Source organism: Rhodococcus sp. NPDC060090, from assembly GCF_042729855.1.
GTDB lineage: Bacteria > Actinomycetota > Actinomycetes > Mycobacteriales > Mycobacteriaceae > Rhodococcus.
This window is the reverse complement of the sequence record NZ_JBHWXB010000001.1, coordinates 1-25,164: the sequence shown is the minus strand read 5'-3', so window position 1 is coordinate 25,164 and position 25,164 is coordinate 1. Positions and strand designations below refer to the sequence as shown.

Here is a 25,164-nt window from a genome sequence, read left to right as displayed (position 1 = left end):
GCGCTCAGGCCATTCGCAGGTACTCCACCCAGCCGCCGAACTCGGTGATGTCCGCGCCGTCCGCGGATGCATCCTGGGTGCACCCGAATCCGACCACCCAGCGGCCGTCCGCCAGTTCGACGCTCGTCAGTGTCATCGGGGCGGGCAGAGCCGCGAGGAACCGGCCGAGACCGGCTTCGGATACACGGAACAATTCGCCGACGATCGACGCGCCCTCGCCTGGGCGGTGCCGCACCAGGCCCGGCTTGGGTGGTGTGGTGTTCAGTGCCATCAGCCGGTACGCGTCAGAGGTATACACCTGCTCGGAGAAGCGGGCACCGAGGTCCTCGAGCTGGAAATGCAACGGCTGGCCCAGCAGGTGTGCTCCGAACACCGCGAGCTCGACGCCGGAGTCGACGAACCGTGGTGCCTCGACACCGGTGAGACGCGCCGCGATGTCCACGGCCACCTGATCGTCGAACGCGGGCACGACCGCCATCACACCGAACGGATGCCCCTCCGGCGTGGGCACACCAGGCACCGCGACCGCAGCCATGTCGAGCAGATTGCAGAAATTGGTGTAGGTACCCATCCTGCGGTTGATTTCCACCGGGTCGGCCTGCACCGCAGCGATTGTCGGATGCTCCGTGGTGGTGGGTAGCAGGAGACCGTCGAAGCCCTCGAGCACCGCGCGCGCGTATGCCCGCGTGTGGACCAGAGAATCGAGGTCGGTCACGAGTTCGTGCGCAGCCGGTTTCTGTGCCGACGCGACGATCGCTGCGACGGTGGGATCTGCGCCTGCCCGCTCGGTGTCGAGGAATGTGCCGACGGCCGCGTAGCGTTCGGCGACCAGCGCCCCGTCGTACAACAGGGTTGCGGCGTCGAGGAGCGGGGAGATGTCGACCTCGGTGATCCCGATGCCCGACCGGCGGGCTTCGGCCACGGTCGCATCGAATGCGTCGCGGTACTCGGCGCACAGCGCGGTGAGATCCTCCGGTCGAGGCACGGCGAGCCGGATCTGTGCGGGAGCGGCGAGTCGTACGTCGGTGGGCCATGTGCGACTGCGCGGATCGCGTTCGTCCGGTGCCGCCATCACCGCAGCAGCCTTCGTTGCGAGGTCGAGAGACTCCGCGAGCACGGTGAGGCAGTCGTAGTCGACGCACGCGGGCACCACTCCGTGCGTAGGAATCACCCCGAGCGTGGCCTTGATGCCGACGATGCCGTGCAGAGCGGCGGGGACGCGACCGGATCCTGCTGTGTCGGTGCCGATTCCGATGTCGGCGATACCGAGGCCGACGGCAGCGGCGGAACCCGAACTCGATCCGCCGGAGATCCGTTCGGGATCCCACGCGCAGCGCACGGCGCCGTACGGACTGCGGGTTCCCACGAGACCGGTCGCGAACTGGTCGAGATTGGTTTTCCCGAGAACCACCGCTCCCGCGTCGATCAGGCGGGAGACCCCCGACGCCGTCGTCTGGGGTGTGTATGCGAACTCGGGGCAGCCCGCGGTGGTCGGCAAGCCGGCTACATCCACGTTGTCCTTGACCGCGACCACGAACCCCGCGAGCGGAAGCGTCTCGCCCGCCGCGACACGTGCGTCGACGGCGGCGGCGTCGGCGAGGATGTCGGTCGCGTCGCGCAACGTGATCCACACCTCGGGGCGGTCGACCTCCTCGATACGGCTCAGTGCACGTCGTGCGCGGTCGGTCGCGGTCGCGGTGGAAGTGACGACATCGGTGGTCATTCGACAGGTCCGATCACGAGAAGGGGGGTGCCCGGCGCTACCTTCGCGCCCGGAGCGACGAGCACCTTCAGGACTGTTCCGGCCCGTTCGCTGCGGACCGGCATTTCGAGTTTCATCGCCTCGAGGATCACGGCAGTGGTGTCGGCGTCGACGAACTGCCCTGCGGTCACCTCGACGCGCCACACGTTACCGACGAGAGACGCCTCGACGACGGTGGAACCGTCCGGCATCCCGGCCAGTGGGTCGGCTGTGGTGGAGACCTCGACAGGTGCGGCCTCGACGCGGTCGAACTCGCCGGAGTCGTGCCACGCCTTCTTCTCGATCTCGAAGGCGGCGGACTGCTTCGCGTCGAACTCGGCGATGGACTCGGCGTTGTTCTCCAGGAACCGGAGATGGTCTGCGAGAGCGAATGTTCCCTCCGCGATGTCGGCGTCGAACCGCCCGGCCTTCGACGCGGCCCGGTACTCGAGTAGTTGTTCGGGGGAGACGGGCTCCCACACGATGCGGTCGAAGAATCGGAACAGCCAGGGCTTACCGTCCTCGAACGGTCCGGTCTGCCGGTAACCGGACCAGATCGGCACTGTGCGACCGACCAGTTGGTAGCCGCCGGGCGATTCCATCCCGTAGACGCAGAGGTACTTACCGCCGATACCCACGGCATCCGACGGTGTCCACGTCCGGGCCGGGTTGTACTTGGTGGTCACGAGTCGATGACGCGGATCGAGCGGAACAGCAAGAGGCGCACCGAGATACACGTCGCCGAGGCCGAGGACGAGATATTCGGCATCGAACACGGTGTCGCGGACCTCGTCCACGGAGTCGAGACCGTTGATGCGACGGATGAATTCGATGTTGGACGGAAGCCACGGGGCTTCGTCGCGCACCCCGCTGCGATACCGCGACAGTGCCTCGGAGATCGACGGGTCGTCGAACGAGAGCGGGAGCCGGACCGTGCGGCTGGGCACCACCAGATCGTGGGTCGCGGGCAGTTCGACTTCGAGATCCTGGAGCACACCGAGCAGCCGGTACTGGGGGAGGATGTCGGGGTCGAAGTGGAGGTGCAGCGACCGTACACCCGGGGTGACGTCGATGATGCCGGGCACGTGCGTCGCGGCCAGTGCTTCGGACAAGGCATGGACGCGCATCCGCAGGCCGAGGTCGAGGGTCATCTCGCCGTACTCGACAAGGATGTTGTCGTCGCCGCCGCGCAGGTACGCCACCTCGGGTCGGTCGAGCATCGTTGCGAAGTGGCCGAGGCGCCCGCCGTCCAGCGTCGTACGCGCAGCGATCGGTGGCACATCGACGGCGCGGATCGCACCGTGGCGGAGGGCGACGGCGTCCTCGTCGGAGACAGGCACGAACCGAATGGAGTCGCCTGGGCGGATCTGGCCGAGCTTCCAGCGATGTCCCGACACCACGGTCAGTGGGCACGCGAAACCGCCGAGGCTCGGGCCGTCGGGGCCCAGGAGGATCGGTGTGTCGCCGGAGACGTTGAGGGCCCCGACGCTGTACGGGTTGTCGTGCAGGTTCGACGGGTGCAGCCCGGCGTCGCCGCCGTCGGTGCGCGACCACGTCGGCTTGGGGCCGTCCAACCGGATACCGGTGCGGTTGGCGTGGGTCTGCACGGTCCACGTCTCGTCGTAGAACTGCGCCATGTCCTCGGGAGTGAAATAGGCGGGTGCGGGCTGCGGGCCCTCGGTCACCGCGAGATGCCAGGTATGACCGAATTCGGGTCGCTGATCGTCGGGTACGGGGGCCGGGTCGGTGTCGGCGTCGGCGTCGGCGAGGCCGAGGACATCGCCGGTAGCGATCGCCGCGCCCGTGAGCCCGCCGAAACCGCCGAGCGTGAACGTGGATGCGCTGCCGTGAAAGAGTGGCACGTCGAGTCCGCCGCGTACCGCCACGTAGGTGCGCAGCCCCACGTCGGCCGGAGTTCCGATGTCGAGCTCCCCGCCGGCGGGCACCTCGATGGGCTCCCACATCGATATGGGCTCGCCGTCGAGCGTGATGTTCGTGGGTGCTCCGGTGACGCACACGACCGTGGAATCGGAGAAGCTCAATCGTGGTCCCTGGAGCGTACATTCGATCGCGGCGGTGCCTTCGGCGTTGCCGACCGCGATGTTCGCAGTGCGCAGCGACAGATCGTCCATCGGCCCGGACGGGGGAATTCCGACTTTCCACAACCCCGTTCGGCCCGGGAAATCCTGGATGGTGGTCATGGTGCCTGCGCGCAGGACGTCGATACGTCGGCGGGTGCCGGGGATGCCGGCGAGGGTGGCGGTGGTGTGCTCGGCGGACAGGACGGACGGATCCGCGCAGATCGTCTGCAGCAGAGCCAGGTTCGTCTGGACCCCGTAGATATCGGTGTCGTCGAGCGCCTCTGCCAGCCCTGCGAACGCGGTGCGGCGGGATTCGCCGCGCACGATCACCTTCGCGATCATCGGGTCGTAGAACGAGCTGATCTCGGTGCCGGTGTCGACCCACGTCTCGATGCGGGTGTGGGCGGGGAACTCGACGTGTGTGAGCAGGCCGGAACTGGGCCGGTAGTCCCGGCCGGGATCCTCCGCGTACACGCGGGCCTCCACGGCGTGGCCGGTGATCTCGGGTCCCGAATCGGGCACCGCGTCGAGCAAGGTGGTCTCACCGCCGGCGAGACGCAGCATCCATTCGACGAGGTCCACGCCGGTCACCTCTTCGGTGACCGGATGCTCCACCTGCAGACGAGTGTTCATCTCGAGAAACGACACCTCGCCGCGCGAGGTGTCGTACACGAACTCGACGGTGCCTGCCGAGCGGTACTGCACCGACGACGCGAGAGCCCGCGACGACGAGAGCATCTGCTCGACGATCTCGTCGGGCAGGTTCGGTGCGGGGGCCTCCTCGACGACCTTCTGGTTGCGTCGCTGCAGCGAGCAATCACGCGTGCCGAGGCTGACGGTGCGGCCCAGACCGTCGCCGAACACCTGGACTTCGACGTGGCGGGCGTGGGCGATGAACCGTTCGAGGAAGACACCCGACGACGAGAAGTTCGCCGACGCGAGCCGCAGAACCCTGTCGTACGCCTCGCGCAGGTCGTCGGGGCCGTGACAGGCCTGCATGCCGATACCACCGCCGCCGCCGACGGCTTTGAGCATCACCGGGTATCCGATGTCGTCCGCTGCGGCGAGAGCCTCGTCGACAGAACCGAGCAGGCCGCTTCCGGCAACGAGGGGGACCCCCACGGCGCGTGCTGCCTCACGTGCTGTGTGCTTGTCGCCGAATACACGCAACTGGTCAGCGGTCGGGCCGACGAACGCGATCCCGGCGGCTTCACACGCGACCGCGAACTCGGTGTTCTCGGAGAGGAATCCGTAACCGGGGTGAATTGCGCCTGCTCCGGAGGTGAGTGCCGCCTCGATCACGAGGTCGGCGCGAAGATACGACTCTGCGGCGGGCGCCGGACCGAGACGCACGGCCATGTCTGCCGCTTCGACATGTGCAGCGGACGCATCGGCATCCGAATACACCGCCACGGTCTTCAATCCCATCAGATGCGCGGTGCGCATGATGCGGCACGCGATTTCACCGCGATTCGCGACGAGAAGGGTGTCGAATCCGAATGCCACGGCGTGCTCCTTCGAAGTGGGCGGGCGAACAACGGCCACAAGGCACAGCGCGGAAATGAATGTGCCGCTGCTGTATCCGTCGTTGTGGACACTGCTGTATACGCTATGGGCCCGGTGTTTCGTCCCGGTTTCCTGCGGTAAAGCGTCGGTTAGGAAGAGCTGTCACCGCTGGTGCAGGGGGAGTACTCGATGCCGGAAGCGGCCGGCACGTCGAAAGAAGCCGGCACATCGAAAGAAGACAGGAGCGTTATTCGTTGCCGAAGTCGCGGTCGAGACGAAGCACACCGATGGTGGTGGCGAGACCGTCGTATTGCGTGACCAGGAGACAGAACTCGATCATGCGTCGATCGTCGAAGAACTCCGCGAGCGCCGTCCACGTCTCGTCGGTGAGGTTGCGAGTGCCGATCAGCTCGTCGACCGCGGTCAGGAGCGCGCGCTGACGTCGGCTCAGGCCATCAGCCGACGGTCCGGTGACGATCCGTTCGCGGATCTCGTCGTGGATCCCGGCGCGACGGCCGAGACGCGTGTGGTGATCGAATTCGTAGTCGCAGCGGCGAAGGTGGGCCACACGCAGAATGACCATCTCGGCTTCGAATCTGCTCAGCTTGCCGAACGGCATGAGCATGCCCGAGTAGTGCAGCCAACCGCGGAACAAGCGACCCGATCGGCCGAGTGTGCTGAACAGGTGCGCGTCGGGTGTGCCTGCGGCGCGCGACAGGGCCTTCCACACAACCCAGTTGATCGGGCCGAGTTCCTTCAGCCGTCCGGGCCGGATTCGTGGCGTCACGGTCGTAGTGTGCATGAGAGGCGGCCGTCAGTCACGCGCGACACGTGCCCGTCATTCCCACCTACTCTCAGTCACGGAGCGCCTGCGCGAAGCGCGCCATTGCACGGGCTTCCTCTGCGCGCCTGATCACGACGTCCCGGGATGTGTCGATGTGGCCGAGAAGTACCCGGTGCGCGTCGTCGAGTTTGCCGTCGAGCAGCAGTTCGGCGACCGCGATGTGCTCGTCGATGGTCGCTGTCATGCGGTCCGGAGTCAGGTAGTCGAACATTCGCACCGGCCGGACCTTGCCGTTCACTGTGACGAGTGCGTCGCGCAGCGCGCGGTTGCCGGACGACGCGAGTACCGCCAGGTGATACTGCTCGTCGAGCTCGACGAAACCGGCGTCGGGGGCGGGTGGGCTGCTGCGCAGCAGGTACCAGCGTTCGAGTTCCGGGCCGAGGACGGCGGGATCGTGACGGATCGTCGGGTTTTCGAGTGCGCGACGAATCCCGTGCAGTTCGAGGGTGATGCGCAGTTCGTACAGGTCGGCGAGGTCGTCGAAGCGCGGGCGATACGGGAACAGGCCACTGGTGCGACGCTCCACGAGGCCGTCGGAGACCAGCCTGGCCAATGCTTCCCGCACCGGTGTGCGCGACACGGCGTAGCGATCGGCGAGTCTTTCCTCGCCGAGGCGTTCGTCGGCCGCGAGGCTGCCGGACATCAGGTCGTCGCGCAACGCCCGATACACCCGGTCGCGGTGTGTGCCGGTCGGCATCAGATCGCCATGGCTTCGCGGACGGTGTGTGCTGCGTCGGCGCCGCCGTCGCCGGTGGAGGTGACGCGGCCGGATTCGACGACGTAATAGCGCAGGGCGTTGTCGAGGGCGAATCCGATGTGCTGTTCGACGAGCAGCACCCCGAGTTCCCCGGAGCGGCTGAGTTCGACGATGGTGTTCTCGATCTCTGCGACGACGGACGGCTGGATGCCTTCGGTGGGTTCGTCGAGGATGAGCATGCGCGGTTCGGTGATGAGTGCCCGCGCGATCGCGAGTTGTTGTCGCTGACCACCGGACAGCAGACCGGCGCGTCGGTCGAGGAGGGGGACGAGCGCGGGGAAGAGATCGAGCATGTCGGCGATCAGCTTCTTGCCGTTCTTGCGTCCGTCGGCGACGACCTGCAGGTTCTCGGCGCAGGTGAGCTGGCCGAACGACTGCTGGCCCTGCGGCACATAGGCGAGTCCGCGTGCGACACGGGCGGCGGGGCGCAGTCCGGTGATGTCCTCGCCGTCGAAGAGGATCTTTCCTCCCGTGACGGGCAGCAATCCGACCGCTGCACGCAGAAGCGTGGTCTTGCCTGCGCCGTTGTGACCCATCACGGCGACGACACCGTCCCGGGGTACGTCGAGGGAGACACCGTGGATGATCTCGGTGCGCCCGTATGCGATGCGCACATCGACGAGTTCGAGCATCTCACGCCTCCTGTACTGCAGCGGTGGTCCCGAGGTAGACCTCCTGGACCTGCGGATTGTTCTGTACTTCCTCGACGGTGCCGTCGGCGATGACCTTGCCGCGGGCGAGCACCGTCACCGAGGTCGCGAACGCGCGCATGAAGTCCATGTCGTGTTCGACGACCACCACGGTGCGCTGCGCGCCGATCCGGCGGAGCAAGTGCCCGGTCTCTTCGCGTTCATCGCCGCTCATGCCGGCGACGGGTTCGTCGAGGAGCAGCACGTCGGCGTTCTGCACGAGCAGCATCCCGATCTCGAGCCACTGCTTCTGGCCGTGGGCGAGGATCCCCGCGGGTGTGTCCCGGTGCGCGGTCAAACCGATAGTCTCGAGGGCCTGCTCGATCTCGGGGAGTACATCCTTGCGTCGGCGGAGCAGCTGCCATGGTGAGCGGCCGGCGCCGGCGGCGATGTCGAGATTCTGCAGCACCGACAGTTCCTCGAACACCGACGCGGTCTGGAAGGTGCGGCCGACGCCGAGACGCGCGATCTTGTGGGTCTTCTTGCCGAGCAGTTCGACACCGGATCTGGTGACCGATCCGGTTGCGGGGACGAGACCGGTGACAGCGTCGACGAGTGTCGTCTTGCCGGCACCGTTGGGGCCGATGAGGAACCGCAGGTCGCCCTGGAACAGTGTCAGATCGACGCCGTCGACGGCGGTGAACCCGTCGAATTCGACACGCAGATCACGTATTTCGAGATACTCGGCGGACATACCTGCGTTGCCGCCGTATTCGGGTGCACTCATCGGGCCGGCTCCAATTCTGGTTCGGACGAGGACGTCGTCGGATCGTCGGTGGAATTCGTCTTCGCGCGACGTCGGCGGAGCTTGGCGAGCCCGGCGATGCCCGCGGGGAAGAAACCGATGACGACGATGAACAACAGGGCCTGTGCATACGTCCAGGCGGACGGGAAGCTCTCCGACAGGGTGGTCTGGGCCCATGCGACACCGATCGCGCCGAGAACGGGGCCGAGCAGGGTGGTGCGACCGCCGATGGCGACACCGATGAGGAACGCGATCGAGGGGACGATTCCGACGTCTGCGGGGGAGATGATGCCGACGATGGGCACGAACATCGCACCTGCGATGCCGGCGAAGAACGCGGCGACGGTGTAGGCCACCACTTTGATGTTGGCGGGGTCGTATCCGAGAAACCGGACGCGTTCCTCCTGGTCGCGGACGGCAACGAGCAGTTCGCCGTAGCGAGACTGCATGAGCTGGCGGGTCGCGGCGACGACGAGCAGCAGGATCGCGGCAACGATGAAGAACAGCATCCGCTTGTTGACGGAATCCGACAGGTCGAACCCGAAGAAACTCCGGAAACGATTGAGACCGTTGGATCCTCCGGTGGACTGCTGCCCGATGAGCAGGATGGCGAAGGCTGCGGCGAGGGCCTGCGACAGGATCGCGAAGTAGGCACCCTTGACGCGACGCTTGAAGACGCCGAGACCCAGCACCAGGGCGACGAAGGCCGGGAGCAACGCGATCGCAAGGATGGTCACCAGCGGCGAGGAGAACGGCACCCAGTATGCGGGTAGTTCGCGGATGCCTGCGATCTGCATGAAGTCGGGGACGGTGTCGCCGCGGAGTTCGGCGTCGGCCATCTTCAGATGCATCGCCATGATGTAGGCGCCGAGACCGAAGAACACGCCCTGTCCGAGGGTGAGCATGCCGCCGCGGCCCCACGCGAGTCCGATGCCCACGGCCACGATCGCGAAGCACAGGAACTTGCCGAGCAGTCCGAGCCGGAAGTCGGACAGTACTGCGGGAGCGACGCCGAACAGCATCAGTGCGGCGAGAGCGAATCCGGCGGCTGTGCGCAAGGGTCCGGGTCGGGTGAGGTCGCGGGCGTGGAAGGTCATCAACATCAGACCAGGCTCCTTGTCTTGACCGCGAACAGGCCCTGCGGGCGGGCCTGGAGGAAGATCACGATGAGTACGAACACGATCACCTTCGCGATCGAGGCGGTGGTCGAGTATTCGATGAACGAGTTGAGCAGACCGAGGGCGATTGCGGCGATGACGGCACCTTCGATACGGCCGAGACCGCCGATGACGACGACGAGGAACGCGTCGATCAGATAGGCAGACCCGATCGTCGGGCTCGTCGACCCGATGAGCGTCAGTGCTACCCCGGCGAGGCCCGCGAGCCCGGAGCCGAGGAAGAAGGTGGTCAGGTCGGTGCGGCGGGACGAGATCCCCACCGTCTCCGCGAGATCGCGGTTCTGCACGACCGCGCGGATCCGTCGTCCCATCGGTGTGTACTTCATCGCAGTGATCAGGGCGATCACGCACACGGTGGCGAGTACGAGGATGAACAGGCGGGTTTTCGGGACCACCGCTCCGAGGATCTCGACGCCGCCGGAAAGCCACTCCGGTGCAACGACGTTGACGGCCGGTGCGCCGAAGATGTCGCGGGCGAGCTGCTGGAGGAGCAGGCCGACGCCGAATGTGACGAGCAGCGTGTCCAGGGGGCGGTGGTACATCCGCCTGATGAGGGTGACCTCCAGAAGGACACCGAGTGCACCGCCGACGAGGAAACCGGCGAGGAGAGACACGAACAGTGAGACGCCGGCGGACGAGATCACCTGTTGCACCACGAAAGCGGTGTAACTACCGGCCATGATGAATTCGCCGTGGGCCATGTTGATGACGCCCATCTGACCGAACGTCAGCGACAGCCCCAGTGCTGCCAGCAGTAGGATCGAACCGATACTCAATCCTGTGAACAACTGTCCTGCAACAATATCCATGTCGGTACTCCTCGTCGACGGTGGTACCGGTCAGTTCCCGGAGAGGGACGCGGCCCAGTCGTAGGTCTCGAGGTACGGATCGGGATCGACCGGTCCGTCGGACTCCCAGATCGTGTAGATCAAGCCGTCGCCGCGGATCTCACCGATGCGGGCGGTCTTGGTGATGTGGTGGTTGTCGCCGTCGATCGTGACGGTGCCTTCGGGTGCTTCGAAACTCACCCCGTCGGCCGCTTCCTGAATCGCCGCGACATCGAACGATCCGGCCTTCTCAACGGTGTTCTTCCACAGGAATACCGAGGTGTAGGCGGCTTCCATGGGGTCGGACGTCGGTTTCGCGTCACCGTACTTCGCCTTGTATTCCTCGACGAACGAGGTGTTCTCGGGTGAATCGACGGTCTGGTAGTAGTTCCAGGCGGTGAGCTGGCCCTCGATGTTCTGCGCGCCGATACCCACGACCTCTTCTTCGGCGATCGAGACCGACACGACGGGCATGTCGGCGGCCGTGATGCCGGCGTTCGTGTACTCGCGGAAGAACGCGACGTTGGAATCGCCGTTGAGCGTGTTGAATACGGCATCGGCGTCGGCGGTGCGAACCTTGTTGACGATGGTGGAGAAGTCGGTCGAGCCGAGCGGGGTGTAGTCCTCACCCTTGATCTCGATGCCGTTCGCATCGGCGTAGGCGCGGATGATCCGGTTCGCGGTCTGCGGGAACACGTAGTCGCTGCCCACGAGGTACAGGGACTTCACGCCCTGCTCCTTCAGGTAGTCGAGTGCGGGGACGATCTGTTGGTTGGTTGTCGCCCCGGTGTAGAAGATGTTCGACGACGACTCGAGGCCTTCGTACTGGACGGGGTAGTACAGCAGCGAATTCCGGTCTTCGAACACCGGCAGCATGGCCTTACGGCTCGACGACGTCCATCCGCCGAACACTGCTGCGACACAGTCGGAGCTGATGAGCTTCTCCGCCTTCTCCGCAAACACGGTGGGCTCGGAGGCGCCGTCTTCCGCGACGATCCGGATCTGCTTGCCGAGTACCCCACCGTCGGCATTGATCTGCTCGACGGCCAGGGCGATCGAATCACGCACGGTGACCTCGGAGATCGCCATGGTGCCGGACAGCGAGTTCAAGGAGCCGACCTTGATGCTGTCGCCTGCGGTGTCGACGCACGACGCCGACGCAGAGGCGGATGCATCTCTGTCGGAGGTGTCACCGGCCTTGCTTCCGCACGCGGTGAGTGTGAGTCCGACAGCGACCAGCGCTGCGGCGCTCGTGGCGAACTTGGATCGGGCAACTGTCATGGGGTGTCCTTCGTGGAAGGGGACCGGGCGGCGTATACAGCGCTGTATCCGTGGATCCATACGATAGGCCGGAGTTATTGCGCCGGAGTGTCTCCCGGTGACCGTTCCGTGAAGTTGATGACGTCGTTGTTACGTCGTGCTCACACCCTTCTCGCGCGGAGATCGGCTATCCGCAGCTCGACGGACGCCGCTCGAGCCCGAAGCCAGTCGCGATCATTTCTGCTTTCCGCTGCCACGATCGCAGTCGCGGATAACAAATTTCCGCGCGGGAAGGGTCAGGCGGGGTCGAGTACGGAACCCATGACCCGCTCGACTGCGATCTCGATGACGACGCGCCGGGGGTTCGGGCGGGGCTCGCGATAGCGCGCGGCGTAGAGACGTTCGCCCTCGGCGACGGACTCACTGTCGCGTGCGACCCGTGCCGGGCCTTCCAACGTCAGCCACCGCCCGCCGTCGACGTGGCTGACGGAGGCATATCCGCAGCGTTCGGCGTTGAGCGTCTTCTGCGAACCTTCGAAGGTGATGACCCGGGCGAGGCCGGCCGTCGGATCCCACGTGAACCCGACCGCGACGACGTGAGGCGTCCCGTCCTTGCGCAACGTCGTGAGGGTTCCGAGGTGGTACTCGGACAGGAACTGGAGGGCCTTGTCGCCCAGTGCGTCGGGGGTGCGTGCCATGTGGGTAGAGGATACTCAGCGCACGAGGTACGGCGAGACGGAGCTGCGGTGTTCGTTGATGTCGATGTCCTTCCCGAGGGGAGGGAAGGCGCGCTGTGGGCAGTTCATCCGCTCGCACACTCGGCAGCCGGAGCCGATCGGAGTGCCGGGGTTCGACTCGTCGAGTTCGAGGCCTTCGGCGTAGACGAGGCGGTGCGCATGGCGGAGTTCACACCCGAGGCCGATCGCGAAAGTCTTCGACGGCTGCCCGAAGCGGGCGGCGCGGCGTTCGACGGTGCGCGCGACCCACAGGTAGCGACGGCCGTCCGGCATCTGCGCGATCTGCGTCATGATCTTGCCCGGGTATGCGAACGTCTCGTACACGTTCCACAGCGGGCAGGTGCCTCCGCTGGTCGAGAAATGGAAGCCGGTGGCTGATTGCCGTTTGGACATGTTGCCCGCCCGATCGACGCGGACGAACGAGAACGGTACACCGCGCAGTTTCGGACGTTGCAGCGTCGAGAGGCGATGCGCGACCGTTTCGTAACTCTGACCGTAGAACGCGGAGAGACGCTCGATGTCGTAGCGGAAGTCCTCGGCGATCTCGTGGAACTGCGAATAGGGGAGGATCAGCGCTGCTGCGAAATAGTTCGCGAGTCCGAGGCGTGCGAGCGCGCGCGACGAGTCGCTGGTGAATCCGCCGTCGTCGACGAGCTTGTCGATGAGTTCGCCGCACTCGAGGTAGGCGAGTTCGGTGGAGAGCTTGAACACCTGCTGTCCTCCGGACAGCTGCGGCGCGATCTCGAGCACCCGGGTCTCGGGGTCGTAGCGGTGCAGGACGTTCTCGCCGAGGTCGATGCGTTTGACGACCTGCACGTCGTGGACCGCGGCCATGCGTTTGGCGATCTCGCCACCCACATCGCCCCGGTGGAATCGGATCCGGTTGGCGAGCTCCTCGGCGGCGGTGTCGAGTTCGTGGAGATAGTTCTGCCGCTGGTAGAAGTAGTCGCGGACTTCCTCGTGCGGCATGGTGATCGCGCCACTTCCACTGCCATCGCTGTAACGGTCCTCGGTTGCGGCGGCGAGCTGTGCGGTGGTGTTGCGGAAACGGCGGTGCATGTTGACCATCGCGCGCGCCAGACCGGGGTGCGCCGCGACCATTTCGGCGATCTCCTGGGCGTCGGATTCGATGCCCATCTCCTGGTCGAGCGCGACCTCACGCATCTCGGCGATCAGACGGGTGTCGTCCTCGGAGGAGAAGAACGTCGTGTCGACGCCGAACACTTCGCTGATCCGCAGCAGCACCGGCACGGTCAGGGGCCGGACGTCGTGTTCGATCTGATTGAGATAGCTCGCGGAAATCTCGAGTGTCTTGGCGAGTGCGGCTTGGCTGAGTCCACGCTCGGTCCGTAGCTGGCGCAGGCGGGCGCCGACGTAGGTCTTGGCCATTCGCCCAGCGTAAGACGCTCCTTCCAGCTTTGCAACGTAGGGTTCGCAGCTTGTTAAGGAATGGGTGTCTGCTCGCTCTCCAACCCCAGCCATGAGCCGGGAGCGAACGCTTCGAAATGGATAGATGCCGGCGACAGGCCTGCGGAGATCAGTTCGAGACGGATCGACCGCATGAACTCGACCGGACCGCACACGTAGGTATGCGCGTCGGTGGGCAGCGGGACTCGGGTCAGCGGGTTGCGGCCGTCGTCGTGCATGCCGTCGTAGTCGGTGTAGCGCAGGAAGAGCTCGGCGTTGGGCAGTGCCTTCACGAGCGTGCTGAACTCGATGCGCCGCGCATGCTCGTAGGCGGACTTCTCCACGTGCACGATCGTCATCTCGCGTCCGGGATTGTATGTGGCCAGGTGTTGGAGGGTCGCCATGGTGTTGGTGACCCCGATTCCAGCGGAGATCAGGAGCAACGGTGCGTCGTCGTTGTCGATCACGACGCCGCCGAACGGGTGGGAGACGGCGAGCTGGTCGCCGTCTTCGACCTTGTCCACGAGAATCGACGACACGAGTCCACCTCGCACCCGTCTGATCGACAGCGCCCACTCGCCGGACTGGCGGCCGTGGGTCACCGTGTACTGGCGGATCTGTTCGGTGCCGTCGGCGAAGCGAATGCGGACCGAGGTGTACTGGCCCGGGCGGTGGTTGCGGAACGGTTTGCCGTCGAGGGGCCGCAGGAACAGGGTCGCGGAGTGGGAGCCGTCGTACTCGCGCGCGGCAACGAGAGCCTGTCTCCACACCCGGCCGTCGGTCACGCCCGCATCCTGGTACAGCTGCGATTCCTGTTCGGCCAGGGAATTGGCCATGAGGGTGTAGACCTCGTTCCACGCGCCTGCCACCTGGGGAGTGACGGCGTCGCCGAGAACTTCTACGATCGCGGCGAACAGATGGGTGCGCACGACCTCGTAGAGGTCGGCCGTTACGCCCAAGGACGCGTGCTTGGCGGCGATCCTGGCCATGATCGCGTCGATATCGCTGGGCTCCCGGGTGACGAGCAGTGTGGCGAAGGACGCGACGGAGCTCGCAAGTGCCTGCTGCTGTGTGCGGTTCGCTTGATTCGACCTGTTGAACAGGTTGGTGCGCAATGAGGGGACCGCGGCGAACAGCTTCTGATAGAACACCTCGGAGATCACGCCGATGTGTGCCCCAACCACGGGCAGGGTCATCTCGATGATCGGTCGCGACGTGGGTGAAAGGATGACTGCTCCTCGGTTGTGCGGATGGCAACCGAAGCAGGCGCCGCGCAGCACTGCGCGACCGGCCCCGATCCGGTCGTGCGGCACATCGTACGACCGCCCGGTGTTTTCAAGGTCATTTACGTGGCGTGTGTACGCAACCAAATCCTGTGAAGGCGGTCACATCACAAATTCCGCGAGGGTCGGCCGAGCGGGTGGCCGTGACGAGATGCCGTATCGCACTGTCGGTGATCCGCGATACCGCAAAAGTCGAGGTCAATACTACCGACGGGTAACTTGCCTCGCTCGCTGCGCGGTCGTTGGTCTCACCATTGATTAGCAATCTTTGCAGAGTGGGGCGCGAAAATTGCCGAGATTGGCATTAGCAACAGGTAGCGGTGGATTTTGAGTTGTGTCATTGTCGTCTTGTACATCCGAATGGTCCGCAAAGGATGTGAAGTAGTACAGCCGTACTGCTGACGCCGAGCGGAGTAGATCTAGAGAGTGGAGCTTTGATGTCGACCACCGGCACCCCGAGGACCGCTGAAGAAATCCAGAAGGACTGGGACACCAACCCCCGCTGGAAGGGAATCACCCGCAGCTACACGGCCGAGCAGGTCGCCCAGCTGCAGGGCTCCGTCGTCGAGGAAGCCACCCTCGCTCGTCGTGGTTCGGAGATCCTGTGGGATCTCGTGAACAACGAGGATTACATCAACTCGCTGGGCGCCCTCACCGGCAACCAGGCCGTTCAGCAGGTCCGCGCCGGCCTGAAGGCCATCTACCTGTCCGGTTGGCAGGTCGCCGGCGACGCCAACCTGTCCGGCCACACCTACCCGGACCAGTCGCTGTACCCGGCGAACTCGGTTCCGCAGGTCGTTCGCCGCATCAACAACGCGCTGCTGCGCGCCGACGAGATCGCCAAGGTCGAGGGCGACACCTCCGTCGACAACTGGCTCGCTCCGATCGTCGCCGACGGTGAAGCCGGCTTCGGCGGCGCCCTCAACGTCTACGAGCTGCAGAAGGCCATGATCGCGTCCGGCGTTGCCGGTTCGCACTGGGAGGACCAGCTCGCGTCGGAGAAGAAGTGCGGCCACCTCGGTGGCAAGGTGCTCATCCCGACCCAGCAGCACATCCGCACCCTGACCTCGGCTCGCCTCGCGGCCGACGTCGCCGACGTCCCGACGGTCGTCATCGCCCGCACCGACGCCGAGGCCGCGACGCTCATCACGTCCGACGTCGACGAGCGCGACCGCGAATTCCTCGACGGCACCCGCACGGCCGAGGGATTCTACGGCGTCAAGAACGGCATCGAGCCCTGCATCGCTCGCGCCAAGGCCTACGCCCCGTACTCCGACCTCATCTGGATGGAGACCGGAGTGCCGGATCTCGAGGTCGCCAAGAAGTTCGCCGAGGCAGTCCGCAGCGAGTTCCCCGACCAGCTGCTGGCCTACAACTGCTCGCCGTCCTTCAACTGGAAGGCTCACCTGGACGACGCGACCATCGCGAAGTTCCAGAAGGAGCTCGGCGCGATGGGCTTCAAGTTCCAGTTCATCACCCTCGCCGGCTTCCACTCGCTCAACTACGGCATGTTCGACCTGGCTCACGGCTACGCCCGCGAGGGCATGACCGCCTTCGTCGACCTGCAGGAGCGCGAGTTCAAGGCTGCAGAGGAGCGCGGCTTCACCGCGATCAAGCACCAGCGTGAGGTCGGCGCAGGCTACTTCGACCGCATCGCCACCACGGTCGACCCGAACACCTCCACGGCTGCCCTGAAGGGCTCCACCGAGGAAGGCCAGTTCCACTAGGAGCTGGACTGTACCGCCTCTCCGCGGTTTCAGCGCACCATTCAGGCGGCCCGCACCTCGCGTTGCGGGCCGCCTGTCCGGAATCCGGGGGCTAATGGGCGTGCCCGGTGAGTTACCCATGTACTCGCCTACATCCGTTGTCACCGAGCACAGGCAGGTTGAGGAGATTCGAGTGACCAGCGACAAGATTCAACGCGTCGGTGTGCTCGGCGCCGGCACCATGGGCTCGGGTATCGCCGAGGTGTGTGCGCGCGCTCATGTCGACGTCCTGGTGTTCGAGCAGACCCGCGAACTCGCGGCAGCCGGACGCGCACGGATCCTCCGGTCGCTCGACCGCGGAGTGAGTACCGGGAAGATCACCGAACGCGAGCGTGAACAGGCCGCATGGCGGCTGCGCTTCACCTCCGATCTCGAGGACTTCGCCGATCGACAGCTCGTCGTGGAAGCCGTCGTGGAGGACGAGAAGGTCAAGGCGGAGATCTTCGCGGAGCTGGACAAGGTCGTCACCGATCCTGATGCGGTACTCGCCTCCAACACGTCGTCGATCCCGATCATGAAGCTCGGTATCGCCACCTCATCACCCGACCGCGTCATCGGCATGCACTTCTTCAATCCGGTACCGGTACTCCCTCTGGTCGAGGTCGTGACCACCCTCAAGACCAGCCGCGCGGTGTCGGAACGCGCGGAGGCCTTCGCCGGCGACATCCTCGGCAAGCAGGTCGTCCGATCGTCCGATCGAGCTGGGTTCATCGCGAACGCACTGCTCGTGCCCTATCTTCTGTCGGCGGTGCGGATGGTCGAATCCGGTTTTGCCACCAAGGAGGACGTCGACAAGGCGATGGTGCTCGGGTGCGCCCATCCGATGGGTCCGCTCGCGCTGACCGATCTCGTCGGGCTCGACACCGTCAAGTCGATCGCGGACTCCATGTACGACGAGTTCAAGGAGCCGCTGTACTCGGCGCCCCCACTGCTGCTCCGTATGGTCGAGGCCGGACTGGTCGGCAAGAAGTCGGGAGCCGGCTTCTACGAATACGCCGACAACGGTCGTGCGACCAAGAAAGCCGGCTAGTCGGGCAGCGCCCACCGCGATGTGCACGAGGGAGAGGTCGATTCCGACATGGCAGGCCACGGTTCGAGCGTCCTCGGTTATCCGCGCATCGGACCTCGCCGCGAACTCACGCGTGCTCTCGACTCCTACTGGCACGGCGACGGTACACGCGACGAGATCATCGCGGTCGGTCGTGAACTGCAGGAGAACATGTGGCGGGAGCTGTCCGCCACGGGGTTGACGCAGGTCCCCGGCAACACATTCTCTTTCTACGACCACGTACTCGACACTGCACTCCTGTTCGGCGCGATCCCGGAGCGGTTCCGCCCGCTCGCCGACGAACTCGACCCACTCGACTTCTACTTCACGCTGTGCCGGGGTCGCGCAGACTTCCCGCCCCTCGAACTCGTCCGCTGGTTCGGCAGCAACTACCACTACCGTCAGCCCGAACTCGACGAGCACACCCGCTTCGGGCTGAACTCGGCCGCGCTGCTCGGCGAATTCGATCGAGCTATGGCCGAGGGCATCGAACTTCGGCCCGTCGTGCTGGGGCCCGTGTCGCTGCTGCTGCTCTCGACGGTCGCGCCGACCTCCCCGCGGAACGGGTTCTCGACACTCGATCTGCTCGATCCGCTGCTCGAGCAGTACGAATATTTCTTCGAGCAGCTCGCGAAGCGCGGTGCCACGTGCGTGCAACTCGACGAGCCGTCGTTCACCGAAGACCGCAGCGCCGACGAACTCGCGGCCCTGAAGCGCGCGTACGAAGTGCTGTCGCATGCACCGCTGCGGCCCCGCCTCCTCGTGACCGGACCGTACGGCCATTTCGGTGAAGCGCTGCCGATTCTGGCGTCGTCGAAGGTCGAGGCACTCGGTCTGGATCTCGTCAACGGCCGGATGACTCCCGAGGAACTCGCTGCCGTGCCCGGCCTGAAGCGCAAGCGGATCTACGCCGGCGTCGTCGACGGCCGCAACGTGTGGAAGGTCGACCGGCGCCGCACCCTCGAATACCTCCAGTCGCTCGACGAGGTCGCGCCCGATCTCGTCGTCTCCACGTCCTCCTCGTTGCTTCACGTGCCGTACGACCTGCTCATCGAATACGACATCCCCGGTGACGTCGCCGAACGGCTCGCGTTCGCGAAGCAGAAGGTCGGCGAGGTGGTCTCTCTCGCGAAGGCGCTCACCACCGGGGCCGAGGAGAAGTGGCGCCGGCCGCCCGTGTCGGTGCATTTCAAGCAGAAGCACACCGTGCGTGCGCGCCTCAACGCACTCACCGCCGAGCATCGTGTCCGCGTCCCCTACGAGGAGCGCCGCGCCGCTCAGCAGAAGCGGCTGAAATTGCCACCCGTTCCCGCTACGACCCTCGGTTCGTTCCCTCGGTCCGCCGAGGCGCGCAAGGCCCGGCACGAACTCGAGCGGGGACGACTGTCGCACGAGGAGTACATCACGCTCATCGAGGCCGAGATCGAGTCGACGATCCGGCTGCAGGAGGACATCGGCCTCGATGTCCTCGTGCATGGCGAACACGAACGCAACGACATGGTGCAGTACTTCGCCGAACTGCTGGAGGGCTTCGCCACCACACACTTCGGTTGGGTGCAGGCCTACGGCTCGCGCTGCACACGTCCGCCTGTCCTGTACGGCGACATCGTGCGGCCGAAGCCGATGACGGTCGAGTGGACCGCGTTCGCGCAGTCGCTCACCGACAGGCCGGTCAAGGGAATGCTCACCGGACCCGTCACCATGCTGGCGCGTTCCTACGTGCGCGCGGATCAGCCGCGGCACGAGACCGCCGACCAAGTGGCACTCGCGATCCGAGACGAGATCAAGGACCTGGAGAAGGCGGGTATCGCAATCATCCAGGTCGACGAACCGGCGATCCGTGAACTACTGCCGCTGCGGCAGGACGGGCGCGCCGAGTACCTGGACTGGGCTGTCGACGCGTTCCGCCTCGCGACCGGCGGGGCCCAGCCAGGAACCCAGATCCACACGCACCTGACGTACTCGGGTCAGAAATCGGTGGTCGACGCCATCGAACGGCTCGATGCCGACGTCACTGCGATCGTCGCGACCAGGTCGATCGGGTGGGTACTCGAAGCGATCAAGGATCGGGCCCTGACACACGGCGTCGGGCCGGGCGTCTACGAGTCGCGTTCGGCGCGAATCCCCGACATCGACGAACTCGACGAGTTGCTGACCGAAGCAGCGAAATCGGTGGACCTCGACCGGCTGTGGGCGAATCCGGACGGTGGTCTCGAGTCCCGCCGAAACGGGCAGCTCGAGCCGTCACTGCGCAACCTCGTCGCTGCGGCGCGCAGGCTGCGTCGTCGTGCCGACGCAGCCCGGGCCTGACGCCGGGAACGACCGTCGCGCCGGGCCCGCGGGCGCGGGATCGTTCACGGGGGAGTAGGCATAGAGATATGACCGACACGGCTGTTCCGACCATCACTGCTGCTGCCTACACCGCCACCTCCGCGGATTCTCCACTGACCAAGACGACGATCGAACGCCGCCCGCTGGGGCCGCGTGACGTGCTGATCGAGATCGAATTCGCGGGCATCTGCCACTCGGACATCCACGTGGCCCGCAACGAATGGGGCGGTACGAAGTACCCGATCGTGCCCGGTCACGAGATCGTCGGACGCGTCGCGGCCATCGGCTCCGAGGTCGAGAAGCACCACGTCGGCGACCGGGTCGGCGTCGGATGCTTCGTCGATTCGTGCGGTGAGTGCGAACCATGCAGCACAGGCTTCGAGCAGCACTGCGTCAACCGGGTCACCGCGACGTACAACTCCGTCGACCGCGACGGCCAGATCACCCAGGGTGGCTACTCGACGCACATCGTCGTCACCGAACACTTCGTGCTGAGCGTGCCGGACGGGCTCGATCCCGCCGCGGCGACGCCGTTGCTGTGCGCGGGCATCACCTTGTACTCACCGCTGAAGCGGTGGAAGGCGGGTACCGGCACCAAGGTCGCGATCATCGGTATGGGTGGTCTCGGACACGTCGGCGTCAAGATCGCCGCTGCGCTCGGCGCGGAGGTGACCGTGCTCAGCCACACCCTGGCGAAGAAGGAGGACGGACTGCGTTTCGGTGCCGTCGATTACCGCGCGACCACCGATCAGACGATCTTCAAGGAACTTCGCGGCAAGTTCGACCTGATCCTCAACACTGTGTCGGTCAACCTCGACCTGGATCGGTACCTGTCGCTGCTGTCGCTGCAGGGCGTCCTGGTCGAGCTCGGGTTGCCCGAGAATCCGTTGTCGTTGCGGGCGTTCTCCCTCGGCAACAACGACCGGGCGATCGCGGGATCGAACGTCGGAGGCATCGCACTGACTCAGGAGATGCTCGAGTTCTGTGCGGCGAACGGCATTGCCGCCGAGATCGAGTTGATCTCGGCGGACCACATCAACGAGGCCTACGACCGTGTCGTGGCGAGCGACGTACGGTACCGATTCGTCATCGATGCTGCGACATTCTGAGCCGGGCGGGCAACGGGGTCGGGTCAGAAATTGTCACCGAGCTGATCCCGCAGTTGTGCGAGAGTCTTTGCCAGCAGACGAGAGACGTGCATCTGCGACACCCCGACCCGTTCGGCGATCTGCGTCTGGGTCATGTTGCCGAAGAACCGCAGCATGACGATGGACCGTTCGCGTTCCGGTAGCGCATCGAGCAGAGGGCGCAGAGCTTCGCTGTTCTCGACCTCGTCGAGGGCGGCGTCGTATTCGCCGAGTGTGTCGGCCAGCGTGAGCCCGTCCTCGGTCTGAGACGACGAGCGGTCCACGGAAATCGTCGTGTAGGCATTTCCTGCGACCAGCCCCTGCAATACCTCTTCCTGGTCGATACCCAGTTCCTGCGCGAGCTCGTTCGCGGAGGGCGCGCGCCCCAGACGCTGCGACAGCTCGGCAGTGGCATGGCTCAACGACAGGTGCAGTTCCTTCATGCGACGTGGTACCCGCACGGCCCAGGCGGTGTCGCGGAAGTGCCGGCGGACCTCACCCATGATGGTGGGCACCGCGAAGGATACGAAATCGGCTCCGCGGTCCGCGTCGAACCTGTCGACAGCGTTGACCAGACCGAGGCGCGCGACCTGCACAAGATCTTCGAACGCCTCACCACGACCGTCGAAGCGGCGCGCGATGTGTTCGGCGAGTGGCAGGCAACGTTCGACGACGCGCTCACGGATCGCGAAGCGCTCCGGGCTTTCGTCGTCGAGCTCGGCGATCTTCTTCAGCTCGTCGATGACGTCGGTGTACTCGTCGTTCGATCTTCCCGTTGTCCGGCTCACCGAGCGGCGCTACCTTTGGAGATGGCAAGTCCGATGGTGCTCACCGTTGCACCGCTGGCGTCGGTATCGGAGGATACGGACACCGAATCGGTGAGCGAGTTGAGTACATGCCATCCGAACGAGCGAGGCTGGCTGCTGGATGTCCCGGTGTGGGTGTGCGCCGACAGGTTGATGTTCACTCGGGACACGGTGACCTCGAACGTGCACGACAGGGTCGACATGTCCGTCGAATTCATGATCAAGCGGGTGGCTGCCTCGTCGATGGCAAGTTTGATGTCTTCCACCGCGTCGAGGTCGAAATCGTGCTGCAGTGCGATTGCTGCGGCAACCGCGCGCAGCACCGAAAGCTGCGCGGCGTCGGCTTGTACTCGTAGCTCGACTATCGGATGGGTGCGTTCGTGTGCCGAATCTGCCGACGCGGATTTCGCCATGAGTGTTGTTTCTCCGTGACTGCGAGTTGGGTGCGTGGTGCGGGGCCTGTGTCGTCGGTGTATGTCCGTCCGTGAGACTACCCAGCCGGTGTGAGTTCAATCCTCGGGGTGATTCCTTCGGAAATGTATCCGGTCCTTCGGACGGTCCGGACCGCACGCTGTGCTCGCCGAATCCGATCGGGTTGAGTACCTGTCGTCTCTGCACTATCGTTGAATGCGGTTGAGCACACAGCCTGGAACTCGAAGGTGCCATTCGGTACGCGGTGTTCCAGTAGACGCTCCCGCGTCACTATGACTGGCACCGCACCTGTAGCGCCTTTCAAATTTCTCAGATGTTGGGAAGTGCAATGACTGCTACAGAGATCCTCACTCCGCCGCTTCGGTCGATGCAGGCCGTCCCGCCCAGCGGTTCGATCAGCTTTGGCATCGGCGCGCAATTCTGCGCGCAGAAAATCAGCTCGACACTGGTTCGTGTCGGTGTTGCCGGCGAAATCGACATTCGTAACGCTGCTGCGCTGAGTGACTTCGCGCGAGGACAGCTTCGCTCCTCATCACGTTTGATTCTCGATCTGTCAGAGGTCGAATTCTTCGGCACGGCGGGCCTGCGAGTGTTCCAGGAGCTCGACGGGGAGAGTGGCGGGGCCGGGGCGCGTTGGGCGCTCGTCTGTGGGAGGCCGGTTCAGCGACTGTTGCGCATCATCGACCCCGACCAGCGTGTTCCCGCATACACCTCGCTGGAAGGTGCCATGAGAGCGCTGCACCCCGCAGCCTGAAACCATCCGAAGATCGCGGCAGGCTGTAGTGGTCAGCGGGTCGCGAAGACGTTGCCGTGCAGGGTGAATCCTTGTGCGGCAACGCCTTTTCGACCAGGCCATGGGCTGTTCCTGCGGGACGCACTACCGCGTCCCTACCTGGGCGGTGGATGAAGCGCGACGTACGGGAATGCACCGGTCGTATACGCGCGCCGTGTCTGCCGCGACACGATCCCAGGAGTATCTCGCGACTGCACGGTCGCGGCCGGCGATCCCGTAGGAGTCGCGTGTCGTCGGATTGCCGAGTAGTCGGCGCGTAGCCTTCGCGAGTGCTTCGGGTGAGCGTGGCGGCACGAGAAGGCCGGTCATGCCGTCGACCACGGTGTCGAGCATTCCTCCGACCGCGGCCGCGATCACCGCTCGTCCACACGCCATGGCTTCGAGAGGGACGATGCCGAACGGTTCGTACCAGGGGTCGCATACGACGAGGTCCGCCGAACGCAGGAGTGCGGGCATCTGTGCGCGTGTGATCTGGCCGGGCATCTGTACGCGGTCGTGCACGCCGTGCCGTCGTGCAACTTCGGTGAGTCGTGTTGCTTCGGGATCGCCGGACAGGTCGCCGTCCAGTGGGCCCCCGGCCACGACGAGTTCGGTGTCGGGAAGCATCGTCAACGCCTCGATCGCGACGTCGAAACCCTTTCGGGGAACAAGTCTTCCTGCGGTGACGATACGATGCTTCGCTCGACGGGGGAGGATGGTGGAGCCGGTCGGTTGGAACTGGGTCGGATCTACACCACAGGGAACGACCGAAGTGCGCGAGCGAGGCAGGCCCATCCTTGCGAGCTCGAACACTTCGTCGGAGCAGGTCGCCACCACTCTCGCGGCACCGCGGGAAAGGAGCTTCTCGAGACGGATCCGGTCCGGTGGGCTGGTATCTGCGGAGCCCTGATGGCGATGCTTCACCACGCCCAGTGCGTGGAAGGTCTGCACTGTCGGAATTCCCAGCTCCCGCGCTGCCAGTTGAGTGGCGATCCCTGACATCCAGAAGTGTGCGTGCGCGACATCCGGAAGATCGCGAGACCATTCTTGCTCGAGGAACGCTCCGAACTCTCCCATGAGGGGCAGTAGTTCGTCCTTCGGTAGCTGTTCGGGTGGGCCTGCCGGAACGCGCACCACCTCGTAGTTCTCCTCGGTGCGCACCCGTTCGGGAAGATCGGGCCTGTCGCGGCGGGTGTACACCACGACCCGGTGTCCGGCACGTGCCAATGCAGCGGAGAGCTCGGCGACGTGGACATTCTGACCACCGGCGTCGGCGCCACCGAGGGCAGCGAGTGGGCTCGCGTGTTCCGATACCATCGAGATCTTCATCGGCTTCCTTTCCGATGGACGGTGGCCACCAGTGGTTTCCAATCGGAGAGAAATCGATCGAGACCGTATGCCTCGTCGGCCGAAACAAGTTCGTGCGCAGGGAATTTCGCGACAGTGCGCGGACCGGGCCACCCGCACCGGCCGCGTCCCCACGGGCCGGCGTCGGGCAAGGAGGGCAGCAGGTAGTTGTGCGGGCCCTGTGCGAACGAGGTCGTCCAGGAGCTATGCACGTGCCACAGAAGTATGTTGTATGGTTCGCCCGCCATGGAGAAGGGGTTCCCGTGCCGTTTCCGGCCAAACCTCTCGGTGGTCGGGCAGTATTCTTCCAGCCCGATTCTTCCAGCCCGCTGGCGCTAGCCTCGCGCTTTCACGCCGAATTGGCGGTGGGCCTGTGTCGATCACGAAGAAAGGTGCTCTGAACTGCAAGAATATGACTTGCTGAGGGTCATGTTCGCGCGAGTTCGAGGAGCACCTTTCCGGTGACGAAGTCTACTGGTT

20 protein-coding genes are annotated in these 25,164 nt (G+C 65.2%); 5 read left to right on the top strand and 15 right to left on the bottom strand.

From position 1 onward, the window contains the following. Positions 1-4: 4 nt before the first annotated feature. From atzF to ACFWCF_RS00045, 12 genes are all read right to left on the bottom strand, one after another. Positions 5-1,723, bottom strand: coding sequence for an allophanate hydrolase (atzF, locus tag ACFWCF_RS00100; RefSeq protein ID WP_378555744.1), 1,719 nt, complete (start codon positions 1,721-1,723; stop codon positions 5-7). Continuing rightward, positions 1,720-5,328, bottom strand: a complete 3,609-nt coding sequence (gene uca, locus ACFWCF_RS00095) for an urea carboxylase (protein WP_378555742.1) — start codon at positions 5,326-5,328, stop codon at positions 1,720-1,722. The genes atzF and uca overlap by 4 nt, the downstream gene beginning before the upstream one ends. Positions 5,329-5,575: 247 nt before the next feature. Beyond that, positions 5,576-6,115 carry a carboxymuconolactone decarboxylase family protein gene (locus tag ACFWCF_RS00090; RefSeq protein ID WP_378555740.1) on the bottom strand — a complete coding sequence of 180 codons (540 nt, stop codon included), beginning with the start codon at positions 6,113-6,115 and terminating at the stop codon, positions 5,576-5,578. A 67-nt stretch (positions 6,116-6,182) separates the two neighbouring features. Beyond that, entirely contained in the window at positions 6,183-6,869 is a 687-nt protein-coding gene (locus tag ACFWCF_RS00085) for a GntR family transcriptional regulator (protein WP_378555738.1), read from the bottom strand. Then, positions 6,869-7,561: an urea ABC transporter ATP-binding subunit UrtE gene (gene urtE, locus ACFWCF_RS00080; protein ID WP_378555736.1), complete on the bottom strand. Its 693-nt coding sequence runs from the start codon at positions 7,559-7,561 to the stop codon at positions 6,869-6,871. Before urtE ends, ACFWCF_RS00085 begins: the two co-directional genes overlap by 1 nt. Position 7,562: 1 nt before the next feature. After that, positions 7,563-8,345 carry an urea ABC transporter ATP-binding protein UrtD gene (gene urtD, locus ACFWCF_RS00075; RefSeq protein WP_378555734.1) on the bottom strand — a complete coding sequence of 261 codons (783 nt, stop codon included), beginning with the start codon at positions 8,343-8,345 and terminating at the stop codon, positions 7,563-7,565. Continuing rightward, positions 8,342-9,466 (bottom strand): urea ABC transporter permease subunit UrtC, encoded by a 1,125-nt coding sequence (urtC, locus tag ACFWCF_RS00070; RefSeq protein WP_378555731.1) that lies wholly within the window; start codon positions 9,464-9,466, stop codon positions 8,342-8,344. Before urtC ends, urtD begins: the two co-directional genes overlap by 4 nt. Continuing rightward, positions 9,466-10,350, bottom strand: a complete 885-nt coding sequence (gene urtB, locus ACFWCF_RS00065; RefSeq protein WP_378555729.1) for an urea ABC transporter permease subunit UrtB — start codon at positions 10,348-10,350, stop codon at positions 9,466-9,468. The genes urtC and urtB overlap by 1 nt, the downstream gene beginning before the upstream one ends. Positions 10,351-10,380: 30 nt before the next feature. Continuing rightward, positions 10,381-11,649 (bottom strand): urea ABC transporter substrate-binding protein, encoded by a 1,269-nt coding sequence (gene urtA / locus ACFWCF_RS00060; protein WP_378555727.1) that lies wholly within the window; start codon positions 11,647-11,649, stop codon positions 10,381-10,383. 275 nt (positions 11,650-11,924) lie between these two features. Beyond that, the gene (locus tag ACFWCF_RS00055; protein ID WP_378555725.1) at positions 11,925-12,326 is read right to left on the bottom strand and encodes a TIGR03618 family F420-dependent PPOX class oxidoreductase; all 402 of its coding nucleotides are present in this window, start codon (positions 12,324-12,326) and stop codon (positions 11,925-11,927) included. 15 nt (positions 12,327-12,341) lie between these two features. Then, on the bottom strand, positions 12,342-13,754 hold the full coding sequence (ramB, locus tag ACFWCF_RS00050; RefSeq protein ID WP_378493020.1) for an acetate metabolism transcriptional regulator RamB: 1,413 nt from the start codon (positions 13,752-13,754) through the stop codon (positions 12,342-12,344). A gap of 53 nt (positions 13,755-13,807) precedes the next feature. Continuing rightward, positions 13,808-14,968: a globin domain-containing protein gene (locus tag ACFWCF_RS00045; protein WP_378555723.1), complete on the bottom strand. Its 1,161-nt coding sequence runs from the start codon at positions 14,966-14,968 to the stop codon at positions 13,808-13,810. 524 nt (positions 14,969-15,492) lie between these two features. Here ACFWCF_RS00045 and aceA point away from each other — a divergent pair. The 4 genes from aceA to ACFWCF_RS00025 all read left to right on the top strand — a co-directional run bounded on the left by aceA (position 15,493) and on the right by ACFWCF_RS00025 (position 21,309). Continuing rightward, positions 15,493-16,782: an isocitrate lyase gene (gene aceA, locus ACFWCF_RS00040; RefSeq protein WP_378493022.1), complete on the top strand. Its 1,290-nt coding sequence runs from the start codon at positions 15,493-15,495 to the stop codon at positions 16,780-16,782. Positions 16,783-16,954: 172 nt separating this feature from the next. Next, positions 16,955-17,851: a 3-hydroxybutyryl-CoA dehydrogenase gene (locus ACFWCF_RS00035; RefSeq protein WP_378555721.1), complete on the top strand. Its 897-nt coding sequence runs from the start codon at positions 16,955-16,957 to the stop codon at positions 17,849-17,851. Between the two features lie 48 nt (positions 17,852-17,899). Beyond that, positions 17,900-20,179: a 5-methyltetrahydropteroyltriglutamate--homocysteine S-methyltransferase gene (gene metE, locus ACFWCF_RS00030; protein ID WP_378555719.1), complete on the top strand. Its 2,280-nt coding sequence runs from the start codon at positions 17,900-17,902 to the stop codon at positions 20,177-20,179. 68 nt (positions 20,180-20,247) lie between these two features. Continuing rightward, the gene (locus ACFWCF_RS00025) at positions 20,248-21,309 is read left to right on the top strand and encodes an NAD(P)-dependent alcohol dehydrogenase (RefSeq protein ID WP_378555717.1); all 1,062 of its coding nucleotides are present in this window, start codon (positions 20,248-20,250) and stop codon (positions 21,307-21,309) included. A 23-nt stretch (positions 21,310-21,332) separates the two neighbouring features. Here ACFWCF_RS00025 and ACFWCF_RS00020 read toward each other — a convergent pair whose 3' ends face one another. Next, a complete protein-coding gene (locus tag ACFWCF_RS00020; RefSeq protein ID WP_378555715.1) occupies positions 21,333-22,115 on the bottom strand; it encodes a SigB/SigF/SigG family RNA polymerase sigma factor in 783 nt (260 codons plus the stop codon). Continuing rightward, positions 22,112-22,546 (bottom strand): ATP-binding protein, encoded by a 435-nt coding sequence (locus ACFWCF_RS00015; RefSeq protein WP_378555713.1) that lies wholly within the window; start codon positions 22,544-22,546, stop codon positions 22,112-22,114. The genes ACFWCF_RS00020 and ACFWCF_RS00015 overlap by 4 nt, the downstream gene beginning before the upstream one ends. 386 nt (positions 22,547-22,932) lie before the next feature. Here ACFWCF_RS00015 and ACFWCF_RS00010 point away from each other — a divergent pair, with 386 nt between their 5' ends. Continuing rightward, positions 22,933-23,319 carry an STAS domain-containing protein gene (locus tag ACFWCF_RS00010; protein WP_378555711.1) on the top strand — a complete coding sequence of 129 codons (387 nt, stop codon included), beginning with the start codon at positions 22,933-22,935 and terminating at the stop codon, positions 23,317-23,319. A 123-nt stretch (positions 23,320-23,442) separates the two neighbouring features. Here ACFWCF_RS00010 and ACFWCF_RS00005 read toward each other — a convergent pair whose 3' ends face one another. After that, positions 23,443-24,666: a glycosyltransferase gene (locus tag ACFWCF_RS00005; protein WP_378555709.1), complete on the bottom strand. Its 1,224-nt coding sequence runs from the start codon at positions 24,664-24,666 to the stop codon at positions 23,443-23,445. Positions 24,667-25,164: the final 498 nt, after the last annotated feature.

Bases quoted from the DNA above. Each gene is read 5' to 3' on its own strand.
- ACFWCF_RS00085 (WP_378555738.1), bottom strand. From the start codon at position 6,869: ATGCCGACCGGCACACACCGCGACCGGGTGTATCGGGCGTTGCGCGAC.
- ACFWCF_RS00025 (WP_378555717.1), top strand. From the start codon at position 20,248: ATGACCGACACGGCTGTTCCGACCATCACTGCTGCTGCCTACACCGCC.
- ramB (WP_378493020.1), bottom strand. From the start codon at position 13,754: ATGGCCAAGACCTACGTCGGCGCCCGCCTGCGCCAGCTACGGACCGAG.
- ACFWCF_RS00045 (WP_378555723.1), bottom strand. From the start codon at position 14,968: ATGACCCTGCCCGTGGTTGGGGCACACATCGGCGTGATCTCCGAGGTG.
- urtB (WP_378555729.1), bottom strand. From the start codon at position 10,350: ATGGATATTGTTGCAGGACAGTTGTTCACAGGATTGAGTATCGGTTCG.
- urtA (WP_378555727.1), bottom strand. From the start codon at position 11,649: ATGACAGTTGCCCGATCCAAGTTCGCCACGAGCGCCGCAGCGCTGGTC.
- urtE (WP_378555736.1), bottom strand. From the start codon at position 7,561: ATGCTCGAACTCGTCGATGTGCGCATCGCATACGGGCGCACCGAGATC.
- urtC (WP_378555731.1), bottom strand. From the start codon at position 9,466: ATGTTGATGACCTTCCACGCCCGCGACCTCACCCGACCCGGACCCTTG.
- metE (WP_378555719.1), top strand. From the start codon at position 17,900: ATGGCAGGCCACGGTTCGAGCGTCCTCGGTTATCCGCGCATCGGACCT.
- ACFWCF_RS00015 (WP_378555713.1), bottom strand. From the start codon at position 22,546: ATGGCGAAATCCGCGTCGGCAGATTCGGCACACGAACGCACCCATCCG.
- aceA (WP_378493022.1), top strand. From the start codon at position 15,493: ATGTCGACCACCGGCACCCCGAGGACCGCTGAAGAAATCCAGAAGGAC.
- ACFWCF_RS00010 (WP_378555711.1), top strand. From the start codon at position 22,933: ATGCAGGCCGTCCCGCCCAGCGGTTCGATCAGCTTTGGCATCGGCGCG.
- urtD (WP_378555734.1), bottom strand. From the start codon at position 8,345: ATGAGTGCACCCGAATACGGCGGCAACGCAGGTATGTCCGCCGAGTAT.
- ACFWCF_RS00055 (WP_378555725.1), bottom strand. From the start codon at position 12,326: ATGGCACGCACCCCCGACGCACTGGGCGACAAGGCCCTCCAGTTCCTG.
- atzF (WP_378555744.1), bottom strand. From the start codon at position 1,723: ATGACCACCGATGTCGTCACTTCCACCGCGACCGCGACCGACCGCGCA.
- ACFWCF_RS00005 (WP_378555709.1), bottom strand. From the start codon at position 24,666: ATGAAGATCTCGATGGTATCGGAACACGCGAGCCCACTCGCTGCCCTC.